We start from the raw sequence: 17,933 nt of genomic DNA, 5'->3' as shown, positions 1-17,933 counted from the left end.
GCCAATGACCTTTTCTCTAATTTTGTTCCGCAAAAAGCACAAGTGCGTCACCGCGCGGCAGGAGTTCCAGCGTGTCCACCTCCTCCAATGCTTCTTCGAGTTGTTGCAGCGTCGGCGGCTTGACCATATAAGCGCGCGCGCCGAGGTCTTTCGCCCGTTGCATGTCGGTCTCGTCGCTTGAGGTACTGAGAACGCAGACCGGAATCCGGCTCAGTTTTGCGTCGGACGAAAGGGCATGCAGCACCTCGAAACCGTCCATAATGGGCATGTTGATATCCAGCAGCATCAGGTCGATCTGTGGCTCATCGGGAATACCGGCGCGTTGCTCCAGAAGTCGCATCGCCTCGCGGCCGTTCGTCGCCACATGCAGGTTGAAGCTCACCTTCTCACGCCGCATCAGCTTGATCTTCAGCAACTGAATATCGGCCGGGCTATCTTCGACCAGCAGCACTTCCGCAAGCCGGCCGCTGCTTTCGCTTGTGTGGTCGGATAATTTTGCATTCTGCTGCATTTCGTTGGCCGCCGGCCGTTCGCCGGTGAATTCGGCGAGTGGCACTTCGAGAAGGAAGGTGGCGCCCCGGCCGGTCTTCGCCTCGCACCAGATCGATCCGCCATGCAGCTGCGCGATGCGGCGGCATATGGCAAGCCCGAGCCCTGTGCCTTCGATGCCGCGGCCGACGAGGCGCTTGAAGGGTTGGAAGATCAGCTCACGATGATCAGGGTCGATGCCCGGCCCGTTGTCGCCAACCGTCAGGCGGCATATCCCCCTGTCTGCTATGGCCGAAACGCGCACTTCCGGAACGGTATCCTCGCAATAGCGGATCGCATTGGAGACGAGGTTCTGTAAAAGCTGGATCAGCAGCGTCGCGTCGCCCATCACCTCCGGCAGCCGACCGCGGATGATGATCGCCTGCCGGCTTTCGATTTGTTGATGCAGATTATGCTCCACCTGATCGAGCACGGCTGACAGCGGGACCGGCTTGAGCTCGAGCTCGCTCGAAACCTCCAGCCTCGTGAAGCCAGAGACCTTGACGATCAGGTCTTCCATGTGATCGGCGGCGCTGAGGATATAATCGAGAAGCTCGCGGTCTTCGGCCGGCAGCTCGGCCGAGCCGTGCAGTATGCGGCTGAAGGATTTGATCGTTCGTAGCGGCTCTTTGAGATCATGCGCCATGGCGCGGGTGAAGATTTCGAGCGACTGCCGCTTCTGCTCAAGCTTTGCTTCCAGTGCACCATGCATCATGGCGTTCTGGATGCAGCGATGCAGCGTCTCGGGCGATAGCGCATCCTTGGTGAGATAGTCGCGCGCACCGCTCTTCATCACTTCAACGGCGACGGTCTCGTTGCCTTGGCCGGTCAGCATCACCACATTGGCGGCCGCATCCTGGGCGAGGATTTCCGAGAGCACGCCAAGGCCGTCGCGGCCGGGAAGCGAATAGTCGAGCAAGATACAGTGAGGGTGCCTCTGGCTGTTGAGGGCGAGACCCTCGTCACCGCTCTCGGCCTCGATCACGGTATAGTTCGTGCCGGAGACGCGCGCCAGCATACGGCGATAGACTTCCCGGTCGTCTATGTTGTCATCGATGATGAGAACGCAGCAGTCTTCCGCCAAACGTCAGTCCTCTAGGGGCAGGATCGCGATTTCGAACCAATATTCCTTGAGCCGCTGGATAGCGGCGAACAATCCGTCGAGATCGACCGGTTTCTGTACATAGGTGTTGGCGCCGAGCGCATAGCAGCCCTCGATGTCGCGCTCGTCGTCCGATGTCGTCAGGATCACGACCGGGATCTTGCGCCAATGCGCATTGGACTTGATCGCCTCAAGCGTCTTGCGCCCGTCGAGGCCCGGCATATTCAGGTCGAGCAGGATGAGGCCGGGCTTCGGCGCCATGGTAGCGAGCACGTCGAGCGCTTCCTGACCGGAGGCGGCCCAGCGGATGGGGTTGCGCAGATTGGTGCGCTTGAAGGCACGCATCGTTGCTTCGAAATCGTCTTCGCTGTCCTCGACGATGAGGATCGGTTGCGTGTCACGCTGCAGCATTCTGACCCTCGCGCTTCCTTCCCAAGGTAAAATAAAACGTCGTGCCGATGCCGACGTCCGACTCGAGCCATATCTCACCATTGTGACGCCCAATGATCTTACGCACGAATGTGAGCCCCGCGCCGGTGCCGTCCTCGGAACCTTGCGATTTTTCAAGCCGTTTGAAAATGCGGAAAATATCCTCGTGGAATTCTTGGGGTATGCCCTTGCCGTTGTCCTTCACGTAGAAGACGTTGCGGGCTGTCGTCCCATCCTTGCCGACATAGCGTTCCAGATAGCCGACGCTGACCAGCGGCACGGGTTTGTCGTTGTATTTGATGGCGTTGGTGACGAGGTTGCGGAAGACCTCGGTCAGACGCGGCGCATCGCAGACGACCTCCGGCAGCACGCCGTCAATGACGACCTTCGCATGCCGCTCCTCAAGAAAAAGCTCCATGGTGGTGGCGACGTCGCGGACGATCGAACCGATATCGGTTCGTTTGACCGCGAGCTGCTGGCGACCGATGCGTGAGAAATAGAGAAGATCGTTGACAAGCTTTTCCATGCGCTGGCTGAGCCGGACGAGCCGATTGAGCCGGCGCACACCGTCTTCGTCGAGCTTATCCTCATAATCTTCCAGCAGGAAGCGCGAATGATTGTGCAGGCCGCGCAGCGGTTCCTTGAGATCGTGCGAGGCGATATAGGCGAACTCATCGAGATCGTGGTTGGAGCGTTCGAGATCGGCCGTATAGGCCTCGAGCTGCGCAAGCGTCGTCTTCATCCGCTCTTCTTGCCGCATACGCTCGCTGATATCGCGCACGATGCCGACGAAGGTCTTTCCCGGGTCGCTGCCGACAGCGCTGACCGAGAGGTCGATTGGGAAGACCACGCCGTTCTTGCGCCGACCGGAGACCATGCGCGTCGTGCCGATTATGCGTTCCTCGCCGGTGCGCCGGTAATTGCCAAGATAGGCGTCATGTTCGGAATGATAGGGTTCCGGCATCAGCATCTTGATGTTATTGCCGATCACTTCCTGCGGTGTGTAGCCGAACATGGTTTCGGCGGCTGGATTGAAGCTCATGATCCGCCCCACCTCGTCGATGGCGATCACGGCGTCAGGCGTATTGCGCACCAGCGCGCTGAAGCGGATGCGCTCGGTTTCCAGATGCTGGCTGTTGCGCATGAAATAGAAGACGAAAATCGCAATCAGCCAGAGCGTCGCTGCCGTGATCGAGCGATTGGTGGCTTCCCGCCAGTATTCGTTCTCGGCATGGTTGACGGCGAAAAAGCCGAGCAGGATCAGGACAGTGCAGACGAAGGCGAACAACATCGGTGCGTTGCGATTACCGAACCAGAGCGCCGTCAGCACGAGCGGGACATAGAGAATACCGTTCGCCACGCCAAGCGGCGTATAGAGATCGACGATGAGGCCGGTAAAACAGATCGATGCCGGTATCCAGAGGGGGATCTGTGCCCTGTTGGTTGGCAACATCCACCAGGATCTGGCGAGAAGCCCGCAACCGAAAGCCACCAGACCGATTGCCGTGGGCAAGGCCACCGCGGCATAAGGCCCCCAGCGATATCCCCGCTCGGCATTGGTGACGTAGCCGGCAAGCGCGATCATGCCGAGCGTGATCGCGATATAGCTGGTGAGTTCCTGTACGAGCTGACCGCGCGGCTCCTTCCCATATAGCGCAAGGAGAATGGACAGATTGGTGATCAGGAAGATCAGCGCCGTGTTCGGCCCCATGCCGCCGCCGATCTGTTCGACAAAGGTTGGAGAGATGAAAAACTGCGTCAGGAAGACATCGACATTATGTATCGTGCGGCCGAGCGTGATGATCTCTGTCAGGCGCACCGCGGAAAGCAGGGCGGCAAGGCTGCAGGCAATGACGGGCACGATGCGGTTAGGCTTGCCTGTTTCCATCGACGTGGCAAGCCCGATACCCGACAGCACGAAGCAGATGGCGGTATTGAATGCCATGGACGGAAAGCCGGGCACGATCGAGATGATGATTTCGACCTCCAGCAACCACCCGGTCAGCGCCGTCAGACCGAGCAGGACCAGCAGGTAGCCGATGACGAGCGCGACCATGCGGTAGCGACCGCTTCCCGCCCCGTCTCGTCCCGATGTGGCAGCATCCCGCACCTGCATCACCTCTCCGCCATCTCCTTGTTGGCGAGCCATCTTTTCCGAAATCGCCGAATACTCAATAGGCAGATTGTTGCGCAAAACATGCTTTTTCGACAGTAAATCCCCAAAGGTCGATATCGAATTTTAGTGAAGTGGCGTTAATGTCTCAGTGAAGGACAGTGCAGAACATCAGAAGCAATATCCGGATTGTGGTGCCAGATGCCGACCTTGTTTTACGTCGACGATAGCAGGGATGATCTCTTCTATCTCGACTATATCCGAAAGAAACAACAGGTGGATGTTGATCTATTCTGCTTTTCCACCGCGCAGGCTGCATTCGAGGCGCTTGAACAGCGTCTGGAAAGAGGCGAAGGCCTGCCGGATATACTGATCGCCGATCTCTACATGCCTCTCGACAGCGGCAGCGGGCTGATCGCGCGGCTGCGACAGGATGACCGCTTTTCCGCAATGCAGCTCGGCGTGTGCAGCGGTTCGGATGCGGTGGAGGACCGAGAACGGGCACTTGCCGCCGGTGCCGATTTCTACCTTGAGAAGCCGCTGGACTTTGCCAGGATCGGCAGCGGCCAGTGATTGCGTAAGGCGCGACATAAATACACGCAAAAAGTGCGAGACGCCTGCAAGAATGCACAATTGACAAGCCTGGCAGTGCATTTCAAACTGCAACCGAAGAAACGAAAACCAAAAAGCACTGAGAGAGCCGCCCGATCCCTGTTCGCCGCCACGAACGTCAGCCAACCCCTTAGCTGATGGCCCGACCGGCTCTCCCGCGCTTACTTCTGGCACTGTCTTCCGCATCCATGGATGTTGAATACGGAGAGATTGGGATACCTAGGTAAGAGCTACTATTCGAGTGAACTGTCCTACGCATCACCTGTAGTTGAGATGTCTCCGCCTGCGATATCGAAAGTCCCCATTTCGTTATCGATCATCAACCATCTCGCAATTTTTGTAGCTGTTCGCGTTTAAGACGTATATCCCAAGATTTCGGGATCGTCGGAATGAGAATTGGGGAGGAGGAAGGGTGGGAATGACCAGTGCTGCCGCAGTTCCCTTTCATGCCGGTCCGGAACTTAGCCGGGCTATCAATCGCACGGATTTTTTTCGCCTGCTGAAGGCGGCCGCACAGCATTACAATTTCGACAATTTTACCTTGGCGCGCATTTCGGAGGCTGCAACTCCTTTCGGCGAACGCGACGTCGTCATCACCAATGTCGCCGAACGACGCATGAGCCTCTTTGTCAGGACTCTCAAGGAGGCGCTGGGAACTGCCAAGGCGCGGACGGCGCAGTTTTTGACGACGCCGGTGCATGGAAAAAGTGCGACGATAGAAGGCTACCCGTCAGACCTCGTCTTCAATGAATTCAGCGGCAACACATTCCTTTTCATTCCACTGTTTACGCCGGAAGGGCGTCGCTACTGCCTGGTGCTCAGCGGTCAGCGTCAGGAGCCGGACCAGGGCGAGGTGGCGGATATTCTGCTCGATGCGATGCGCATCTTCGACAAGCTGTATGAGGAAATCCTGACGCAGGAAATATCCGGTCGGCTCACGCAGCGCGAAACCGAAATCGTCAAATGGACGAGCGAAGGCAAGACCTCTGCGGAGATCGCCATTATCCTCGGCCTTTCGGAACACACGGTCAATTCCCATATCACGGCCGCAGTCCGGAAGCTCGATGCCGTCAACCGCGTTCATATGGTGGCGATTGCGTTGCGAAACGGTCTGGTTTCGTGAGCTGGTTTCATTTCGGGGAAAGCTGAAACGATGAGTGCGGAAGCAACGCGCCGGAATGCGGTAAAGGTATTATTCGTCGATGACGAGTTTATCGAATTCCGTTCGCTCAAAAAGAAGATCGCCGATCTCTCCGAACCGCGTGTCGATGTCGAATATTCTCAATCGATCGGCGATGCACTGGACAAGATAAAGGCCGCTCGATTCGATCTCATCCTTCTCGACAATCGCTTGTTGCCGAATGCGGATTTTCGCGAGACCGTGCCTGAACTCAGGGGCATCGGCTATACCGGCCCGATCGGTGTCGTCTCGACCGATATATCAGGTAATTATTTCCAGGAATTCCCCGATTACGGTGTCGATTTCCGCATCGGCAAAGATGAGATCGACGTCCAGACGCTACAGCACATCATTCGAGAATACGTAACCTATGATGTTCCGGATTTCTGGAAGGATGACTACAGCATCTGACTAGGACGCTCTAAGCCGGCAGGCGGATCGCAAAGCGGCTGCCGCTCTCATCGGAATGGTCGAGCCTGATGTCGCCGCCGAACGCGCCGAGCAGGTCCCGCGTGGTCGTCAGGCCAAGCCCCGGTCCGGGCACGCTGCCGGCTTTCGGCAGCTTCCAGAAGGCATCGAAGATCTTCTCCCGATAGGCAGGTTCGATGCCGCAGCCATTGTCGGCAATGATGATGCGCCAATCCGCACCTTCCCGTGTGGCCGTCAGGGTGACATGCGGCGCTACAGCGCCATGATATGTCAGCGCATTGGAGAAGAGGTGCCTCAGAACAATGGTCAGAAGTGCGGCATCGCTGCGGATGAGAGGCAAATTGTCCGCATCAAGTGTTGCGCCGCTCACTGGAAATTCCTCCAGCGACTGCTTCCAGGCCTCTTGCGCAACGTCGGTGAGGCGCACGTCGCTGATGGTGATCTGCGGCGTCGTTCCCGCAAGGCTCATCAATGCCTTGGTCAGCCGCTGCGCCGTCTGGGCCTTGTCCATGATCATCCTGAGGCTCTGCAACTGTTCGCTGTCGAGCGTCGGCTCCAGATCGTCGAGCAGCATTTCCGCATACATGGCAATATGGCGGAGTGGCGATTGCAGGTCGTGCGAGGCGGTCGCGAGGAAGCGTTTGATACGCTCCTCCTGATCCCCAGTGGAACCGGTTTCCGGCTTTTTCGCCGTCGGGTTGGAAGACATGTGGCGGTGCTCCCGATCTCTTTGAACCGAACATAGAAAGAGGGCGCCGGCTGTGCAACCGGCGCCCTCTCCAAGTTCACTTTAAATATTGGCGGTTCAGCCTGCCGTTTTGCGCGGCTGGCCTGCATCCGGCGGAATGATTTCCACGGCTGCATCGTTCGAAGCTGCCACTGCCTTGGCATGGCGGCGGCGCCAGTCGCCGAGGAAGAGCAGGATCGGCGCTGCGATGAAGATCGAGGATGCGGCCGCAACGAGAATGCCGAAGGCCATCGGGATCGCGAAGCTTTCCACCGCACTGCCGCCCCAGATCGCCATCGGCAGCAGCGAGAGGAAGGCCGTCGCGTTGGTATAGAGGCTTCGTGCCAGCGTCTCGTTGATCGACTTGTCGATGATTTCGCGCAGCGGCATCGACTTGTAGAGGCGCATGTTCTCGCGCATTCGGTCGTAGACGACGACCTTGTCGTTCACCGAGTAGCCGACGAGCGTCAGGATCGCCGCGATAGCCGTCAGGTTGAAGTCCAGGCCCGTCAACGCGAAGAAGCCGATCGCCTTGGTCACATCGAGTATGAGGGTGACGATGGCGCCGACCGCGAACGGCCATTCGAAGCGGTACCAGATGTAGAACAGCATCGCCAAGCTGGCGATCACGACGGAGAGGATACCGGCCCATGCAAGCTCGCCACTGACCTTCGGACCGATGACGTCGGTGCCGGTGACGGTCGCCGACGGATCGATCTTGACGATCTCAGCCTTGAGCTTGGTCACGGCGGCCGTCTGTGCTTCTTCACCACCGTCCTGGCGCTGTGCGCGTACCAGCATGGTGTTGTTGTCGCCGAAGGACTGCAGGGCCACTTCGCCAAGGCCAAGGCCGTTCAGGCCTTCGCGGAAGCGGCCGAGATCGGCAGCGTCCTGCGTCTTCACCGACATCTGGATACCGCCACGGAAGTCGACGCCGTAGTTGAGGCCCGGATAGATGAAGAGGGCGATCGAAGCGATCGACAGCAATGCGGAGACGGTCACGCCGAGGAAGCGGGCCTTCATGAACTGGATATGCTTGTCGTAGGGGCTGAAGGGGATCAGCGGCTTGATGTTCAGGACCTTCATCTTCCGGCGGCGGGTGATCTCGATCATCGTGACGCGGACGAAGGCGACCGAGGTGAACATCGAGATGATCAGGCCGAGCGCCATGGTCACGGCAAAGCCGCGAACCGGGCCGGAGCCGAACCAGAACAGGATGGCGGCGGCGATGAGCGCCGTCATGTTGCCGTCGATGATGGTCGAGTAAGCGCGGCGGAAGCCGGTGTCGATAGCCGCAAAGGCACTCTTGCCCTTACGCGTTTCTTCACGGATGCGCTCGTTGATCAGCACGTTCGCGTCGACTGCAAGGCCAATACCAAGCACGACGCCGGCGATGCCGGGCAATGTCAGTGTCGCGCCGACCAGCGTCAGTGCCGAGAAGGTCAGGATTGTGTGGATGAGAAGCGCGACATTCGCCAGAATGCCCCAGGTGCCGTACAGCACGAAGATGAAGGCGGCGACGAGCGCGAAGCCGACGACGCCGGCATAGAGACCCATGCGGATCGCATCCGCGCCGAGATCGGCGCCGACGGTGCGTTCTTCGATGACGGTCAGCTTGGCGGGCAGGGCGCCGGCGCGCAGCATGGCGGCGAGCGTATTTGCGCTATCAGTCGAGAAGTTGCCGGAGATCTGGCCCGAACCGCCGGTGATCGGCTCGCGGATGACGGGTGCGCTCAGCACCTTGTCGTCGAGGACGATCGCGAAGGGATTGCCGACATTCTGACGTGTAATATCGGCAAAGCGGGTCGCACCGGCGCTGTCGAAGCGGAAGGTGACGACCGGCTGCTGGCTCTGGTCGAAGCTGACGCGGGCATCCGACAGGCGGTCGCCCGATATTTCGACGCGGTCGAGAACCGCATAGGAGCGGCCTTCGTCGTCCTGCATCATCGTAACGCCGGGTCCGGGCGCATTGTTGGGCGACAGCATGTGGAAGGACATCTTGGCGGTCGAGCCCAGAAGTTCGCGAAGGCGGGACGGATCCTGCGCGCCCGGAAGCTGAACGAGAATGCGGTTGGCGCCGATGCGTTGGATCGTCGGCTCGGCAACGCCGACCTGGTCGACGCGCTGGCGGATGACTTCAAGGCTCTGCGCGACGGCGTTGTCGACATTGGTTGCAATACCGGCCGGCGAGAAGCCGATGGTGATATTGCCGCCGTCGGCCGTGACCGCAAGGTCGGACTGGCCGGCACTGATGCCGCTGGAGATCACATTGCCAAGGGTGCGAAGCTGGGTGACGGCAGCATCGCTCTGCGACGGGTCGGCGAGCGAAACAACGATGTTGTTGTTGTTGCGGACGACCGACTTTGGCTGAATGTTCTTTTCGCGCAGCACGCGGCGCGCGTCCTGCAGGAGCGAATTCAGGCGCTCCTTGGTGAGGTCGGCTTCATCGACTTCAAGCACCAGGTGCGAACCGCCGCGAAGGTCGAGACCGAGCGAAACCTGGCTGTGCGGCAGCCAGGAGGGGATGCGCTGCAGCACGCTCTGCGGCAGCGCGTTCGGCAGGGCGATCAACAGGCCGAGCACGATGATCACCGTATAGGTGAACACCAGCCATGGTGAATTGCGCATATTTTAAATCCTTGGATAATGCTTGGGCCGGCGCAACCGCGCTGCGGCATGTCTACATGTCTATTGGATCAGAAGCACCCGAAGGCGACGTGATTCAGGCAACCTGCGGCGGCGCGCGGGGCTGGTGAGCCCGGCAAGCTACAGGGCGCAGCGGGGCCTCGAATTCAGGAGCCGGAGCGGCTTGGCGCCAGTCGGCGAATTGCAGTGTGGGTGTAGCATTCAGCGATGCTGGGCCGGCATCGTGGACCTGCTGCTTCGGCGCCACCTTGCGGTCGCTGATCAGCAGGCCGCGAATGGCATCGCGTGCAGTCACCTGCGTCTGCTGCGAATCCCGGCTGGAGGAAGACAGGCTGTTTGGCGCCGATGAAGGGCCGATGACGATATTGCCGCCGAAGAGCAGGCCGAGATAGGCGAAAATCGCAACGACGACGGAAGCGGCAATACTACTTGCCAGACGGCGCTGACCCAGCTCCGTCTCTCCCGTCTCGGCGATTTCACTCCCAAATCGGCTCAAAGGCGCGCCAATCTCTCATTCTTTTTCCAGCGGAGGCTCCACCGGTGGCAGGATTGTACCAGCCGAAGGTCCGTCTTCATAGGGTGCACTGTCATGATGCACTTGGGCGAGCCGGTCAACCATGCCAAGCGCAATTTCCCGCTCTCCCATGATCACAGTATCGGCGCCGTATTGCCGCAGTTCCTCTACTTCGGCATCGGAATGGGCACGCGCGACGATCAGGATCGAAGGATTGACCGCACGGCCCTGCTCGGCGATGCGGCAGGCTTCGAAGGCGTTCGGAATGGCGATGACGAGGCTGCGCGCGCCGGCGAGATTGGCGAGATCGAGCGTTTCGCGGACGACAGCATTGCCTGAGAGCACTTCGGTACCCTGGCTCCGTAGTTCGGTAATGCGCTTGTCGGAATCCTCGATGACGAGGAAAGGCGTGCCCGATGACTTGAGATTCTGGCCGACAATGCTGCCGACGCGGCCATAACCGACGAGAATCGCATGGCCGCTGAGAGCCGTCGGATGAAGGTGGTCTATGTCGACCTGTTCCTCTGTATGCGCGAGCCCGGTATCGGCTGCCGGAGCAACTGCTTCCGGCGCCGGCTCTTCGTGCCTGGATCGTTCCAGCAATGGCCGCATACGGTCGCACACGAAGAAGAGCAGCGGGTTGAGAATGATCGAGATGATGGCGCCGGCAAGGATCAGGTCACGCCCTTCCGCCGGCAATAGACCAAGTTCGACGCCGAGCGCGGCGAGGATGAAGGAGAATTCACCGATCTGCCCGAGACTCGCCGAAATCGTCAGCGCGGTGCTGACCGGCTTCTTGAAAAGAAGGACGATCAGGAAGGCGGCGACCGATTTGCCAATGATGATGATGAAGATGGTCGCCAGAACCGGCAGAGGCCGTTCGATCAGGATATTCGGATCGAAGAGCATGCCGACGGAAACGAAGAAGAGCACCGCGAAAGCGTCGCGAAGCGGCAGGCTTTCCTGGGCGGCGCGGTGGCTGAGTTCGCTTTCGGAGAGAACCATGCCGGCAAAGAAGGCGCCGAGTGCCAGCGACACGCCGAAAAGCTTGGAGGCGCCGAAGGCAACGCCGAGCGCGATCGCCAGCACACCGAGGCGGAAAAGTTCGCGCGAACCGGTATGAGCGATGCGGTGCATGGTCCAGGGGATGAGCTTACGGCCGAAGACCAGCATCAGGGCGACGAACAGCGCCACCTTGACCAGCGTCATGGCGATTATGCCACCGACGCCGAGATCGAGGCCGAAAAGCCTGTTGAGCCCCGCCGAGAGAGGCTCGACTGGCCCATGACCATCGCCGGTGATGCTTGCGGCTGCCGGGATGAGCACCAGCGCCAGCACCATGGCAAGGTCTTCGACGATCAGCCAGCCGACGGCGATACGCCCGCGTTCGGTCTCGACGAGACGCCGCTCCTGCAGGGCTTTCAGCAGCACGACCGTGGAGGCGACGGAAAGCGCCAGGCCGAACACGAGGCTGCCGCCCGTCGGCCATCCCATGAAAGCGCCAAGACCCCAGCCGAGCAGCGTGGCAAAGCCGATCTGCACGACCGCTCCCGGCACCGCGATGCCGCGCACGGAAAGCAAGTCCTTGAGGGAGAAATGCAGGCCGACGCCGAACATCAGCAGGATCACGCCGATTTCGGCCAGCTCGGGCGCAAGGCTCTGATCTGCGACGAAACCCGGCGTGTGCGGACCGACGAGAACGCCTGCGACAAGATATCCCACGAGAGGAGGCAGCCGCAGGCGATTGGCGATCGCGCCCAGGATAAATGCCAGCACAAGGCCGCCGACGATCGTCGAAATCAAAGGCGTATCGTGGGGCATCGCTCTCTCCCGATCTGGAAATCCTGTTCAAAACATGACATATATGATCTATATTGACCAATATGGGTGGTTTGAAATTATGGGTCAAGGTGCAAAAGAAACAATTCTGACGCCCGCTTTGTGCCGCGCGGCTCGTGGTCTGCTTGATTGGACGCAGGCGGATCTCGCCGAGAAGGCTGCCGTCTCCCGTAGCACGATACGCGACTATGAAGGCCGTCATCACGAAATCCATCGTGCGACGGAGGCGCAGTTGCGCCTTGCCTTCGAGGAGGGCGGCGTAAAATTTATCGAAATAGAAGGCTGCGGAACCGGTCTCTGCCTGCCCGGCCCCGTAAACTGAGCTGCCCTAGGGCTGCATCAGGCAGGCCGCACCGACCTTATAGACGTAGATCGTATCGCCTCTGTAGTTGCCTTTTTCCGGCTGCCAGCTTTTCAGCATTTCCGGCGTTTCGTTCGCGCAACTCAGCGGCTTGGAGGTCAGGAACAGAACCTGCCCGCTGGTATCGGCCGGGAGCGCGAATTCCTGTTCGTAATAGCTGTCCGGCAGGTCGGCTGGCGGACGGGCATAGATCTTGTAGGGTGCGGCTCTCAGCGTGTGGAAGAGATCGGCGACCATGTCCCTGTTGTCGGTGACGATGATGCCTGCGCCGGCCTGCGCGGCAAGATCGGCGGCTTCGCGGCTTACTTCGGCCCGGCCGAGGTAACGCTGCATGACTTCCTTGCCGTTTGGCAGCACCAGTTGATGTGCGAAGATCGTTGCGAAGGGGAAGAGAAGGCAGGCGACGCCATTGATGGTGAGCGAGGTTCTGAGACCTTTCGGCCACAGGCGGTGAAGCAGCCAGACCGCCAGCACGATACCAGCCACATAGGCCGTGACGGCCCAATTGGCATAGGCCTTGGCGACAGTTGCCTGCAGGGTAATGAGCAGCACGACCGGGATCGACAGCCAGACGAGCATCTTCTCACGCGGCTCACTGCGGCCGCGGATCATGTTCCAGACAGCCCAGAGCATGGCGAAAAAGACGATCGGGCCGACGACGCCGAACTGCGCGGAGAAGAATTCCAGCCCGCCGCGAATATTGCTGCCGAGATCATTCCAGTGGGCGATATCCTGCGTGTGGCGCACCGTTGTATTGTTGTTCTGTAGGTTCCACCAGAGGTTCGGGAACGCGATGACCGCCGAGGTGACGACGGCGATGACGAAATCGCGCACCGAAATACGCGCCGCCGGAATGAGCAGCATCGCAATCGCTCCGCCAGGCACAAGGAAGAGCACGGCATATTTCGTAAGAAACGCCAGCCCGACACCGACACCCATGAGAAGTGCGAGCCCGACGGAGCGACGCTGCGTCAGCTCGAAATAGGCAACGAGCGCAATGGCTATGAAGAAGAGCAGGATGACGTCGGTGGAGAAGAAGACCGAAGAAAGCGCAACCGCCGGCAGCGTGATATAGGTCGCGCCGACCCAGCCTTCGATCTCAGGCCCGATGAAGCGCTTCGCCACTTTCATCAGCACCAGCGCAGTCGCCATGTGGAAGAGGGGGCCGGGAAGCCGCAGCCAGTAAATGTCGCTGGAGCGGGCAAGCTCAGTGAAGATCCTGAGCACCCAGGCGATCATCGGCGGCTTGGAATAATAGCCGAAATCGAGATTTTGCGACCAGAACCAGTACTGCGCCTCATCGACGAACAGGTCCGTCGTGTCGAAATGCAGAGTCACGATGCGGAAGATCGTAAACGCCAGAATGATGAGAAAGCCGGTCCGAGCTGACATAATCCCTTACTTCCGCTGACATAGGAGCGCGTGTCGATACACCAACGGTGCCGGGCTGCCAACGGGAAAGGTAAAGGGAGATTTAAGGCGCAGCGGCCACTTAGAAGACGCGAAGCGTGCGGTTGTCGCGGTGTGTCGCGATCAGATCGAGCAGGGCAACGGCTGCGGCGATCGAGAGGGCGATCAGGCAGGAACCCATTCCGAGAACTATCATTTCTCTTTCCTTATTGACGTCATGTCAGGCTCTATAAAACGGGTCTATAACATAAAGCTTGCGTGTGCCTTGTAGCAGCGATGCAACTCTGCGCCAGTATTTACTAGGTGAACTCTCCCAATTGTCTCAAAAGCTACCGGCGGGAATGGCTTATTAACCTTCAAGCAAGGAATTAACCATAAACATTGGGTTACACGTCGGAATGGGAAGATGCACTCGTTCCCACCAGGCATGACGCCGTACCGCCGTACCGGGTCGATCCGGTATCCATCTTCTTCAGGCAACTCCGAAACAGAATTGCTGATCAGGAGGCTTCAGTCCCCCGGTTGCGACCGGTGGCGAAGAGCACCTCTGCGTATCGCATTCATCGGAAGTTGCGAAGGTTTTTGGCCGGGTTCGCCCGGAAAGTGGTTGGGGATAGGCGTTGAGGCAGGATATGCCATCAGATCAGGCTCGTGGAGCACAGGCAGGCAGCCTGCGCGACCGCCTGCGCTTTGCCGGCCTCGACACCGACCAGTGCGAGATGGTCCGCCGTAATCGGCCCGCCCTTGAAGCCCATCTGAAAGCCGGCCTGCGCGATCTCTTCCATCGTTTCCAATCCTTCCCGGATGCCTCGCGCAATTTCGAGAGCGAGCGCCAGATCGAGCGTCTCCACGACCTGCAGTCCTCGCACTGGGACGTACTCACGGACGCGCGTTTCGACAGCCTCTATGCAGAACGCGTCAAGGTTCTCTCCGATACCGAAAGCAAGATCGGCCTCGACCCTCGCTGGCATGTGGCCGGCCACGGTGTCATGCTGGAACACGTGATTTCCGGTCTGGCCGATGAACTGGCCGGCCGCCCGGTACTGCCGTCGGCCAAGCGGCGTGCCCGCGAGATCACCGACCTGATGACCTCAATCATCCGCATTGTCATGGTCGACGTCGAAATCGCCGTCTCGCTGCGCTTCAATGCGCTGCGCTCCACGCAGCAGCGCGCGCTCGCCGATCAGCGTGCCGAAGGTGAAGCGGAAGTCGCCCGCATCTTCAGCGATGTCATCGAAGGCCTGTCGGCCCGGGACTTGACGCAGCGTGCACCGGTCGACGGCGCTCACACCGACATTGCTGCCGCGCTGAACGCTGCACTCGACAACCTCCAAACGGAATTTGCCGCGATTGCAGAACGCAATGCGAAGGCGGAAGCCGCAACGCAATCGCTTGCCGGCGCATCCCGCAGCTTCGCCGGCAATGCTTCCGGTCAGGCCGGGCGCCTGCAGCTTTCCGCCGCTGCCCTTGCCGGTATCGCCGAGCGGGTCCGCGAGGGTGCAGCCGGCAGCCGCGCCGCCGAACGGGCTGCTGCCGCGACGCGTGCGGCCGTGGAGGAAAGTGGCGAGGTCGTCGGCCGCGCGATCAACGCCATGGCTGATATCGAACAGTCTGCGGAGAAGATCGGCCAAATTATCGGTGCGATCGACGAGATTGCCTTCCAGACGAACCTGCTCGCTTTGAACGCCGGCATCGAAGCTGCCCGCGCCGGCGAATCCGGCCGCGGCTTTGCCGTCGTAGCGCAGGAAGTGCGGGCGCTCGCCCAGCGCTCCGCAGAAGCTGCCCGTGAAATCAAGACGCTGGTGACTACAACCAAGACGCAGGTGGATGCCGGCGTGCAGATGGTCGGCCGCACACAGGATTCGATTGCCAGCATCGTCCGCCAGGTGACCGACATCAACGCCGCAATCGCCGGCATTGCGGGCGAGACGGGCGAACACGCCACCGGTCTCGAGGCCGTGACTGCAGACGTTAAGGGCCTCGGCGGCGAAGTCGCCGACAATGCCGACTTTGCGGAACGTTCGGCCGAAGGCGCCGATCATCTTCACACGGTCATTCTGGAATTGGGCCAGACGATCCGCGAATTCCGCATCGCGCGGGAAAATGCCTATGCAACCCGGCCTCATCAGGTGCGTGTTTCCGCCTCCCGGCCGGTTGCGATCGCAGCTCGCCCGGAAGTGGTCGAAGACGATTACGAAAATGACGATTTCAGCATGCTTCGGCCTCTCGCAAGCGCCGGAGGTGGGCGGAATGTTTACTAACCTATCGGATTATGACGCCAGCTCGCCTTCGCGGGTTGGGGACAAGGGGACAAGGAAAAGCTGATGGCAGCAAAGAAGAGTGCCAAGACGCTGGAGTTGCCAGCGGTTCTTGATCTCAATGAGGCTTCCGCATTGCGCGACAAGCTTCTCTCCATGCGAGGAAACCCTCTGGCGATCGATGCTTCGGCAGTCGAACGCATCGGCGCTCTTTGCGCCCAGGTTCTGATGGCCGCCGAGAAGACCTGGGACCAGGACAAGCAGTCGATCACCTTCTCGAAGGTGTCCGACGCATTTCAAAAAACCATGCAGCTGGTTGGCGTCAATATCGACCATCTGCTTGCCAAGGAGATCCGGCAATGAAGAAGAAAGTACTGACGGTGGACGATTCCCGCACCATCCGAAACATGCTTCTCGTAACGCTGAACAATGCAGGTTTCGAGACGATCCAGGCTGAAGACGGCGTTGAAGGCCTCGAAGTTCTCGAAGAGTCCAATCCAGACGTCATCGTCACCGACATCAACATGCCGCGCCTCGATGGCTTCGGCTTCATCGAAGGTGTCCGTCGCAACGAGAAGTACCGTGCGATCCCGATCCTGGTGCTGACCACCGAAAGCGATGCGGAAAAGAAGAACCGTGCCCGCCAGGCTGGTGCCACCGGCTGGATCGTCAAGCCCTTCGACCCCGCCAAGCTGATCGATGCCATCGAGCGTGTAACCGCTTAAAGCCCAGGATTTGCTCCTATGGATATGAACGAAATCAAAGAGATCTTTTTCCAGGAGTGCGAGGAACAGCTCGCCGAACTGGAATCCGGTCTCCTGAAAATGAATGATGGCGATCGCGACCCGGAAACCGTCAATGCGGTCTTTCGCGCGGTGCATTCGATCAAGGGCGGTGCCGGCGCCTTTGGCCTGGATGACCTCGTCGCCTTCGCCCACGTCTTTGAGACCACACTTGATTGCGTTCGTTCCAACAAGCTTGAGCCTAACCAGGACGTCCTGAAGGTCATGCTGAAGTCGGCCGACGTGCTCGCCGACCTGACCAATGCTGCCCGCGATGGCGGCAGCGTCGATGAAAGCAGAAGCCGCGGCCTCGTCAAGGAACTGGAAGCGCTTGCCCACGGTGAGCTGCCGTCTCCCTCGGCAGTTTCCGAGGCGCCCGCACCGAAGTCGGCCCCGAAGGCCGCTCCTGCTCCGGTTGCCGCGGCCCCGGCTCCCAAGTCGACCGACGATAGCGGCTTCCAGCCGGTCCCGTTCTCCTTCGACGATTTCGGTGGCGAAGAGAAGCCGATCGATCTGCCGGCCTATGAAATCACCTTCAAGCCGCGCTTCGAACTCTATTCAAAGGGTAACGACGCCACCCTTCTGCTGCGTGATCTCTCCCGCCTCGGCGAGATGAGCATCTATTGCAACGCCGATGCTCTGCCGGGCCTTGAGGAGCTCGATCCGGAAGGCGCTTATTTCTTCTGGAACATCACGATCAAGACGGACAAGGGCGAAGATGCCATCCGCACGGTCTTCGAATTCGCCGAATGGGATTGCGATCTGACCGTGAAGCCGGCAGAGGACAGCAAGCCGGGCGAGACCAACGAAGAACTGCCGATGATCCCGGTTCCGTTCGATCTCTCGATCCTGGACGATGGCGGGGCCTCCGAAGCGCCGGCCGCAGCCGAGACCAAGGCCGACGACACGGCTGCTGCTGTTGCCGCCGCTGAAACGGCGACCAATGTCGCGCAGATGGCTGCTGCCGCTGCCCGCGTCGAAAAGAAGGAATCGGCTGCCGCCG

Annotated in this window: 16 protein-coding genes; 8 read left to right on the top strand and 8 right to left on the bottom strand. The window is 59.9% G+C overall.

The annotated features are described in order from the left end of the window. Positions 1-16 precede the first annotated feature (16 nt). The 3 genes from PMI11_RS21175 to PMI11_RS21165 are packed head-to-tail and all read right to left on the bottom strand — an operon-like array spanning position 17 to position 4,115. Positions 17-1,612: a response regulator gene (locus tag PMI11_RS21175; RefSeq protein ID WP_007821086.1), complete on the bottom strand. Its 1,596-nt coding sequence runs from the start codon at positions 1,610-1,612 to the stop codon at positions 17-19. 3 nt (positions 1,613-1,615) lie between these two features. Then, positions 1,616-2,041 (bottom strand): response regulator, encoded by a 426-nt coding sequence (locus tag PMI11_RS21170; protein ID WP_007821084.1) that lies wholly within the window; start codon positions 2,039-2,041, stop codon positions 1,616-1,618. Then, positions 2,028-4,115 carry a sensor histidine kinase gene (locus tag PMI11_RS21165; protein WP_081493286.1) on the bottom strand — a complete coding sequence of 696 codons (2,088 nt, stop codon included), beginning with the start codon at positions 4,113-4,115 and terminating at the stop codon, positions 2,028-2,030. Before PMI11_RS21165 ends, PMI11_RS21170 begins: the two co-directional genes overlap by 14 nt. A 258-nt stretch (positions 4,116-4,373) precedes the next feature. On the opposite strand from PMI11_RS21165, the gene PMI11_RS21160 reads away from it, so the two are divergent. From PMI11_RS21160 to PMI11_RS21150, 3 genes are all read left to right on the top strand, one after another. Further along, positions 4,374-4,745 carry a response regulator gene (locus tag PMI11_RS21160; RefSeq protein ID WP_007821078.1) on the top strand — a complete coding sequence of 124 codons (372 nt, stop codon included), beginning with the start codon at positions 4,374-4,376 and terminating at the stop codon, positions 4,743-4,745. A gap of 457 nt (positions 4,746-5,202) precedes the next feature. After that, on the top strand, positions 5,203-5,907 hold the full coding sequence (locus PMI11_RS21155; RefSeq protein WP_007821077.1) for a response regulator transcription factor: 705 nt from the start codon (positions 5,203-5,205) through the stop codon (positions 5,905-5,907). Between the two features lie 30 nt (positions 5,908-5,937). Then, a complete protein-coding gene (locus tag PMI11_RS21150; RefSeq protein ID WP_007821076.1) occupies positions 5,938-6,375 on the top strand; it encodes a response regulator in 438 nt (145 codons plus the stop codon). Between the two features lie 10 nt (positions 6,376-6,385). Here the strand turns inward: PMI11_RS21150 and PMI11_RS21145 are convergent, their stop codons facing one another. The 4 genes from PMI11_RS21145 to ybaL all read right to left on the bottom strand — a co-directional run bounded on the left by PMI11_RS21145 (position 6,386) and on the right by ybaL (position 12,101). Next, positions 6,386-7,102 carry a sensor histidine kinase gene (locus PMI11_RS21145; RefSeq protein WP_007821068.1) on the bottom strand — a complete coding sequence of 239 codons (717 nt, stop codon included), beginning with the start codon at positions 7,100-7,102 and terminating at the stop codon, positions 6,386-6,388. A 96-nt stretch (positions 7,103-7,198) separates the two neighbouring features. Further along, the gene (secD, locus tag PMI11_RS21140; protein WP_007821067.1) at positions 7,199-9,748 is read right to left on the bottom strand and encodes a protein translocase subunit SecD; all 2,550 of its coding nucleotides are present in this window, start codon (positions 9,746-9,748) and stop codon (positions 7,199-7,201) included. Positions 9,749-9,842: 94 nt separating this feature from the next. Further along, positions 9,843-10,262 carry a hypothetical protein gene (locus PMI11_RS21135; RefSeq protein WP_007821066.1) on the bottom strand — a complete coding sequence of 140 codons (420 nt, stop codon included), beginning with the start codon at positions 10,260-10,262 and terminating at the stop codon, positions 9,843-9,845. A 15-nt stretch (positions 10,263-10,277) separates the two neighbouring features. Beyond that, positions 10,278-12,101: a YbaL family putative K(+) efflux transporter gene (gene ybaL, locus PMI11_RS21130; protein WP_007821065.1), complete on the bottom strand. Its 1,824-nt coding sequence runs from the start codon at positions 12,099-12,101 to the stop codon at positions 10,278-10,280. A 34-nt stretch (positions 12,102-12,135) separates the two neighbouring features. On the opposite strand from ybaL, the gene PMI11_RS21125 reads away from it, so the two are divergent. Continuing rightward, the gene (locus PMI11_RS21125; RefSeq protein WP_037071842.1) at positions 12,136-12,441 is read left to right on the top strand and encodes a helix-turn-helix domain-containing protein; all 306 of its coding nucleotides are present in this window, start codon (positions 12,136-12,138) and stop codon (positions 12,439-12,441) included. A gap of 6 nt (positions 12,442-12,447) precedes the next feature. Here the strand turns inward: PMI11_RS21125 and PMI11_RS21120 are convergent, their stop codons facing one another. Then, positions 12,448-13,872, bottom strand: a complete 1,425-nt coding sequence (locus PMI11_RS21120) for an ArnT family glycosyltransferase (protein WP_007821063.1) — start codon at positions 13,870-13,872, stop codon at positions 12,448-12,450. A 650-nt stretch (positions 13,873-14,522) separates the two neighbouring features. Between PMI11_RS21120 and PMI11_RS21115 the strand changes: the two genes are divergently transcribed. The 4 genes from PMI11_RS21115 to PMI11_RS21100 form a co-directional block, all read left to right on the top strand. Further along, positions 14,523-16,151 carry a globin-coupled sensor protein gene (locus tag PMI11_RS21115; RefSeq protein ID WP_007821059.1) on the top strand — a complete coding sequence of 543 codons (1,629 nt, stop codon included), beginning with the start codon at positions 14,523-14,525 and terminating at the stop codon, positions 16,149-16,151. A gap of 63 nt (positions 16,152-16,214) precedes the next feature. Further along, positions 16,215-16,511, top strand: coding sequence for an STAS domain-containing protein (locus PMI11_RS21110; protein WP_007821057.1), 297 nt, complete (start codon positions 16,215-16,217; stop codon positions 16,509-16,511). Continuing rightward, positions 16,508-16,873, top strand: coding sequence for a chemotaxis response regulator CheY1 (gene cheY1 / locus PMI11_RS21105; RefSeq protein WP_003570362.1), 366 nt, complete (start codon positions 16,508-16,510; stop codon positions 16,871-16,873). The genes PMI11_RS21110 and cheY1 overlap by 4 nt, the downstream gene beginning before the upstream one ends. A gap of 18 nt (positions 16,874-16,891) precedes the next feature. Continuing rightward, positions 16,892-17,933, top strand: a 1,042-nt coding sequence (locus tag PMI11_RS21100; protein WP_007821053.1) for an Hpt domain-containing protein, incomplete at its 3' end; no start/stop codon positions are given.

Source organism: Rhizobium sp. CF142 (assembly GCF_000281145.1).
Taxonomy (GTDB): Bacteria; Pseudomonadota; Alphaproteobacteria; order Rhizobiales; family Rhizobiaceae; genus Rhizobium.
The sequence above is the reverse complement of the archived record's forward strand: the minus strand, read 5'-3'. Positions and strand labels throughout refer to the sequence as shown.

What these genes read in the sequence shown, in the direction of transcription:
- PMI11_RS21170 (WP_007821084.1), bottom strand. Translation starts at nt 2,041, where the DNA reads ATGCTGCAGCGTGACACGCAACCGATCCTCATCGTCGAGGACAGCGAA.
- PMI11_RS21165 (WP_081493286.1), bottom strand. Translation starts at nt 4,115, where the DNA reads ATGGTCGCGCTCGTCATCGGCTACCTGCTGGTCCTGCTCGGTCTGACG.
- PMI11_RS21160 (WP_007821078.1), top strand. Translation starts at nt 4,374, where the DNA reads ATGCCGACCTTGTTTTACGTCGACGATAGCAGGGATGATCTCTTCTAT.
- PMI11_RS21155 (WP_007821077.1), top strand. Translation starts at nt 5,203, where the DNA reads ATGACCAGTGCTGCCGCAGTTCCCTTTCATGCCGGTCCGGAACTTAGC.
- PMI11_RS21150 (WP_007821076.1), top strand. Translation starts at nt 5,938, where the DNA reads ATGAGTGCGGAAGCAACGCGCCGGAATGCGGTAAAGGTATTATTCGTC.
- PMI11_RS21145 (WP_007821068.1), bottom strand. Translation starts at nt 7,102, where the DNA reads ATGTCTTCCAACCCGACGGCGAAAAAGCCGGAAACCGGTTCCACTGGG.
- secD (WP_007821067.1), bottom strand. Translation starts at nt 9,748, where the DNA reads ATGCGCAATTCACCATGGCTGGTGTTCACCTATACGGTGATCATCGTG.
- ybaL (WP_007821065.1), bottom strand. Translation starts at nt 12,101, where the DNA reads ATGCCCCACGATACGCCTTTGATTTCGACGATCGTCGGCGGCCTTGTG.
- PMI11_RS21125 (WP_037071842.1), top strand. Translation starts at nt 12,136, where the DNA reads ATGACATATATGATCTATATTGACCAATATGGGTGGTTTGAAATTATG.
- PMI11_RS21120 (WP_007821063.1), bottom strand. Translation starts at nt 13,872, where the DNA reads ATGTCAGCTCGGACCGGCTTTCTCATCATTCTGGCGTTTACGATCTTC.
- PMI11_RS21115 (WP_007821059.1), top strand. Translation starts at nt 14,523, where the DNA reads ATGCCATCAGATCAGGCTCGTGGAGCACAGGCAGGCAGCCTGCGCGAC.
- PMI11_RS21110 (WP_007821057.1), top strand. Translation starts at nt 16,215, where the DNA reads ATGGCAGCAAAGAAGAGTGCCAAGACGCTGGAGTTGCCAGCGGTTCTT.
- cheY1 (WP_003570362.1), top strand. Translation starts at nt 16,508, where the DNA reads ATGAAGAAGAAAGTACTGACGGTGGACGATTCCCGCACCATCCGAAAC.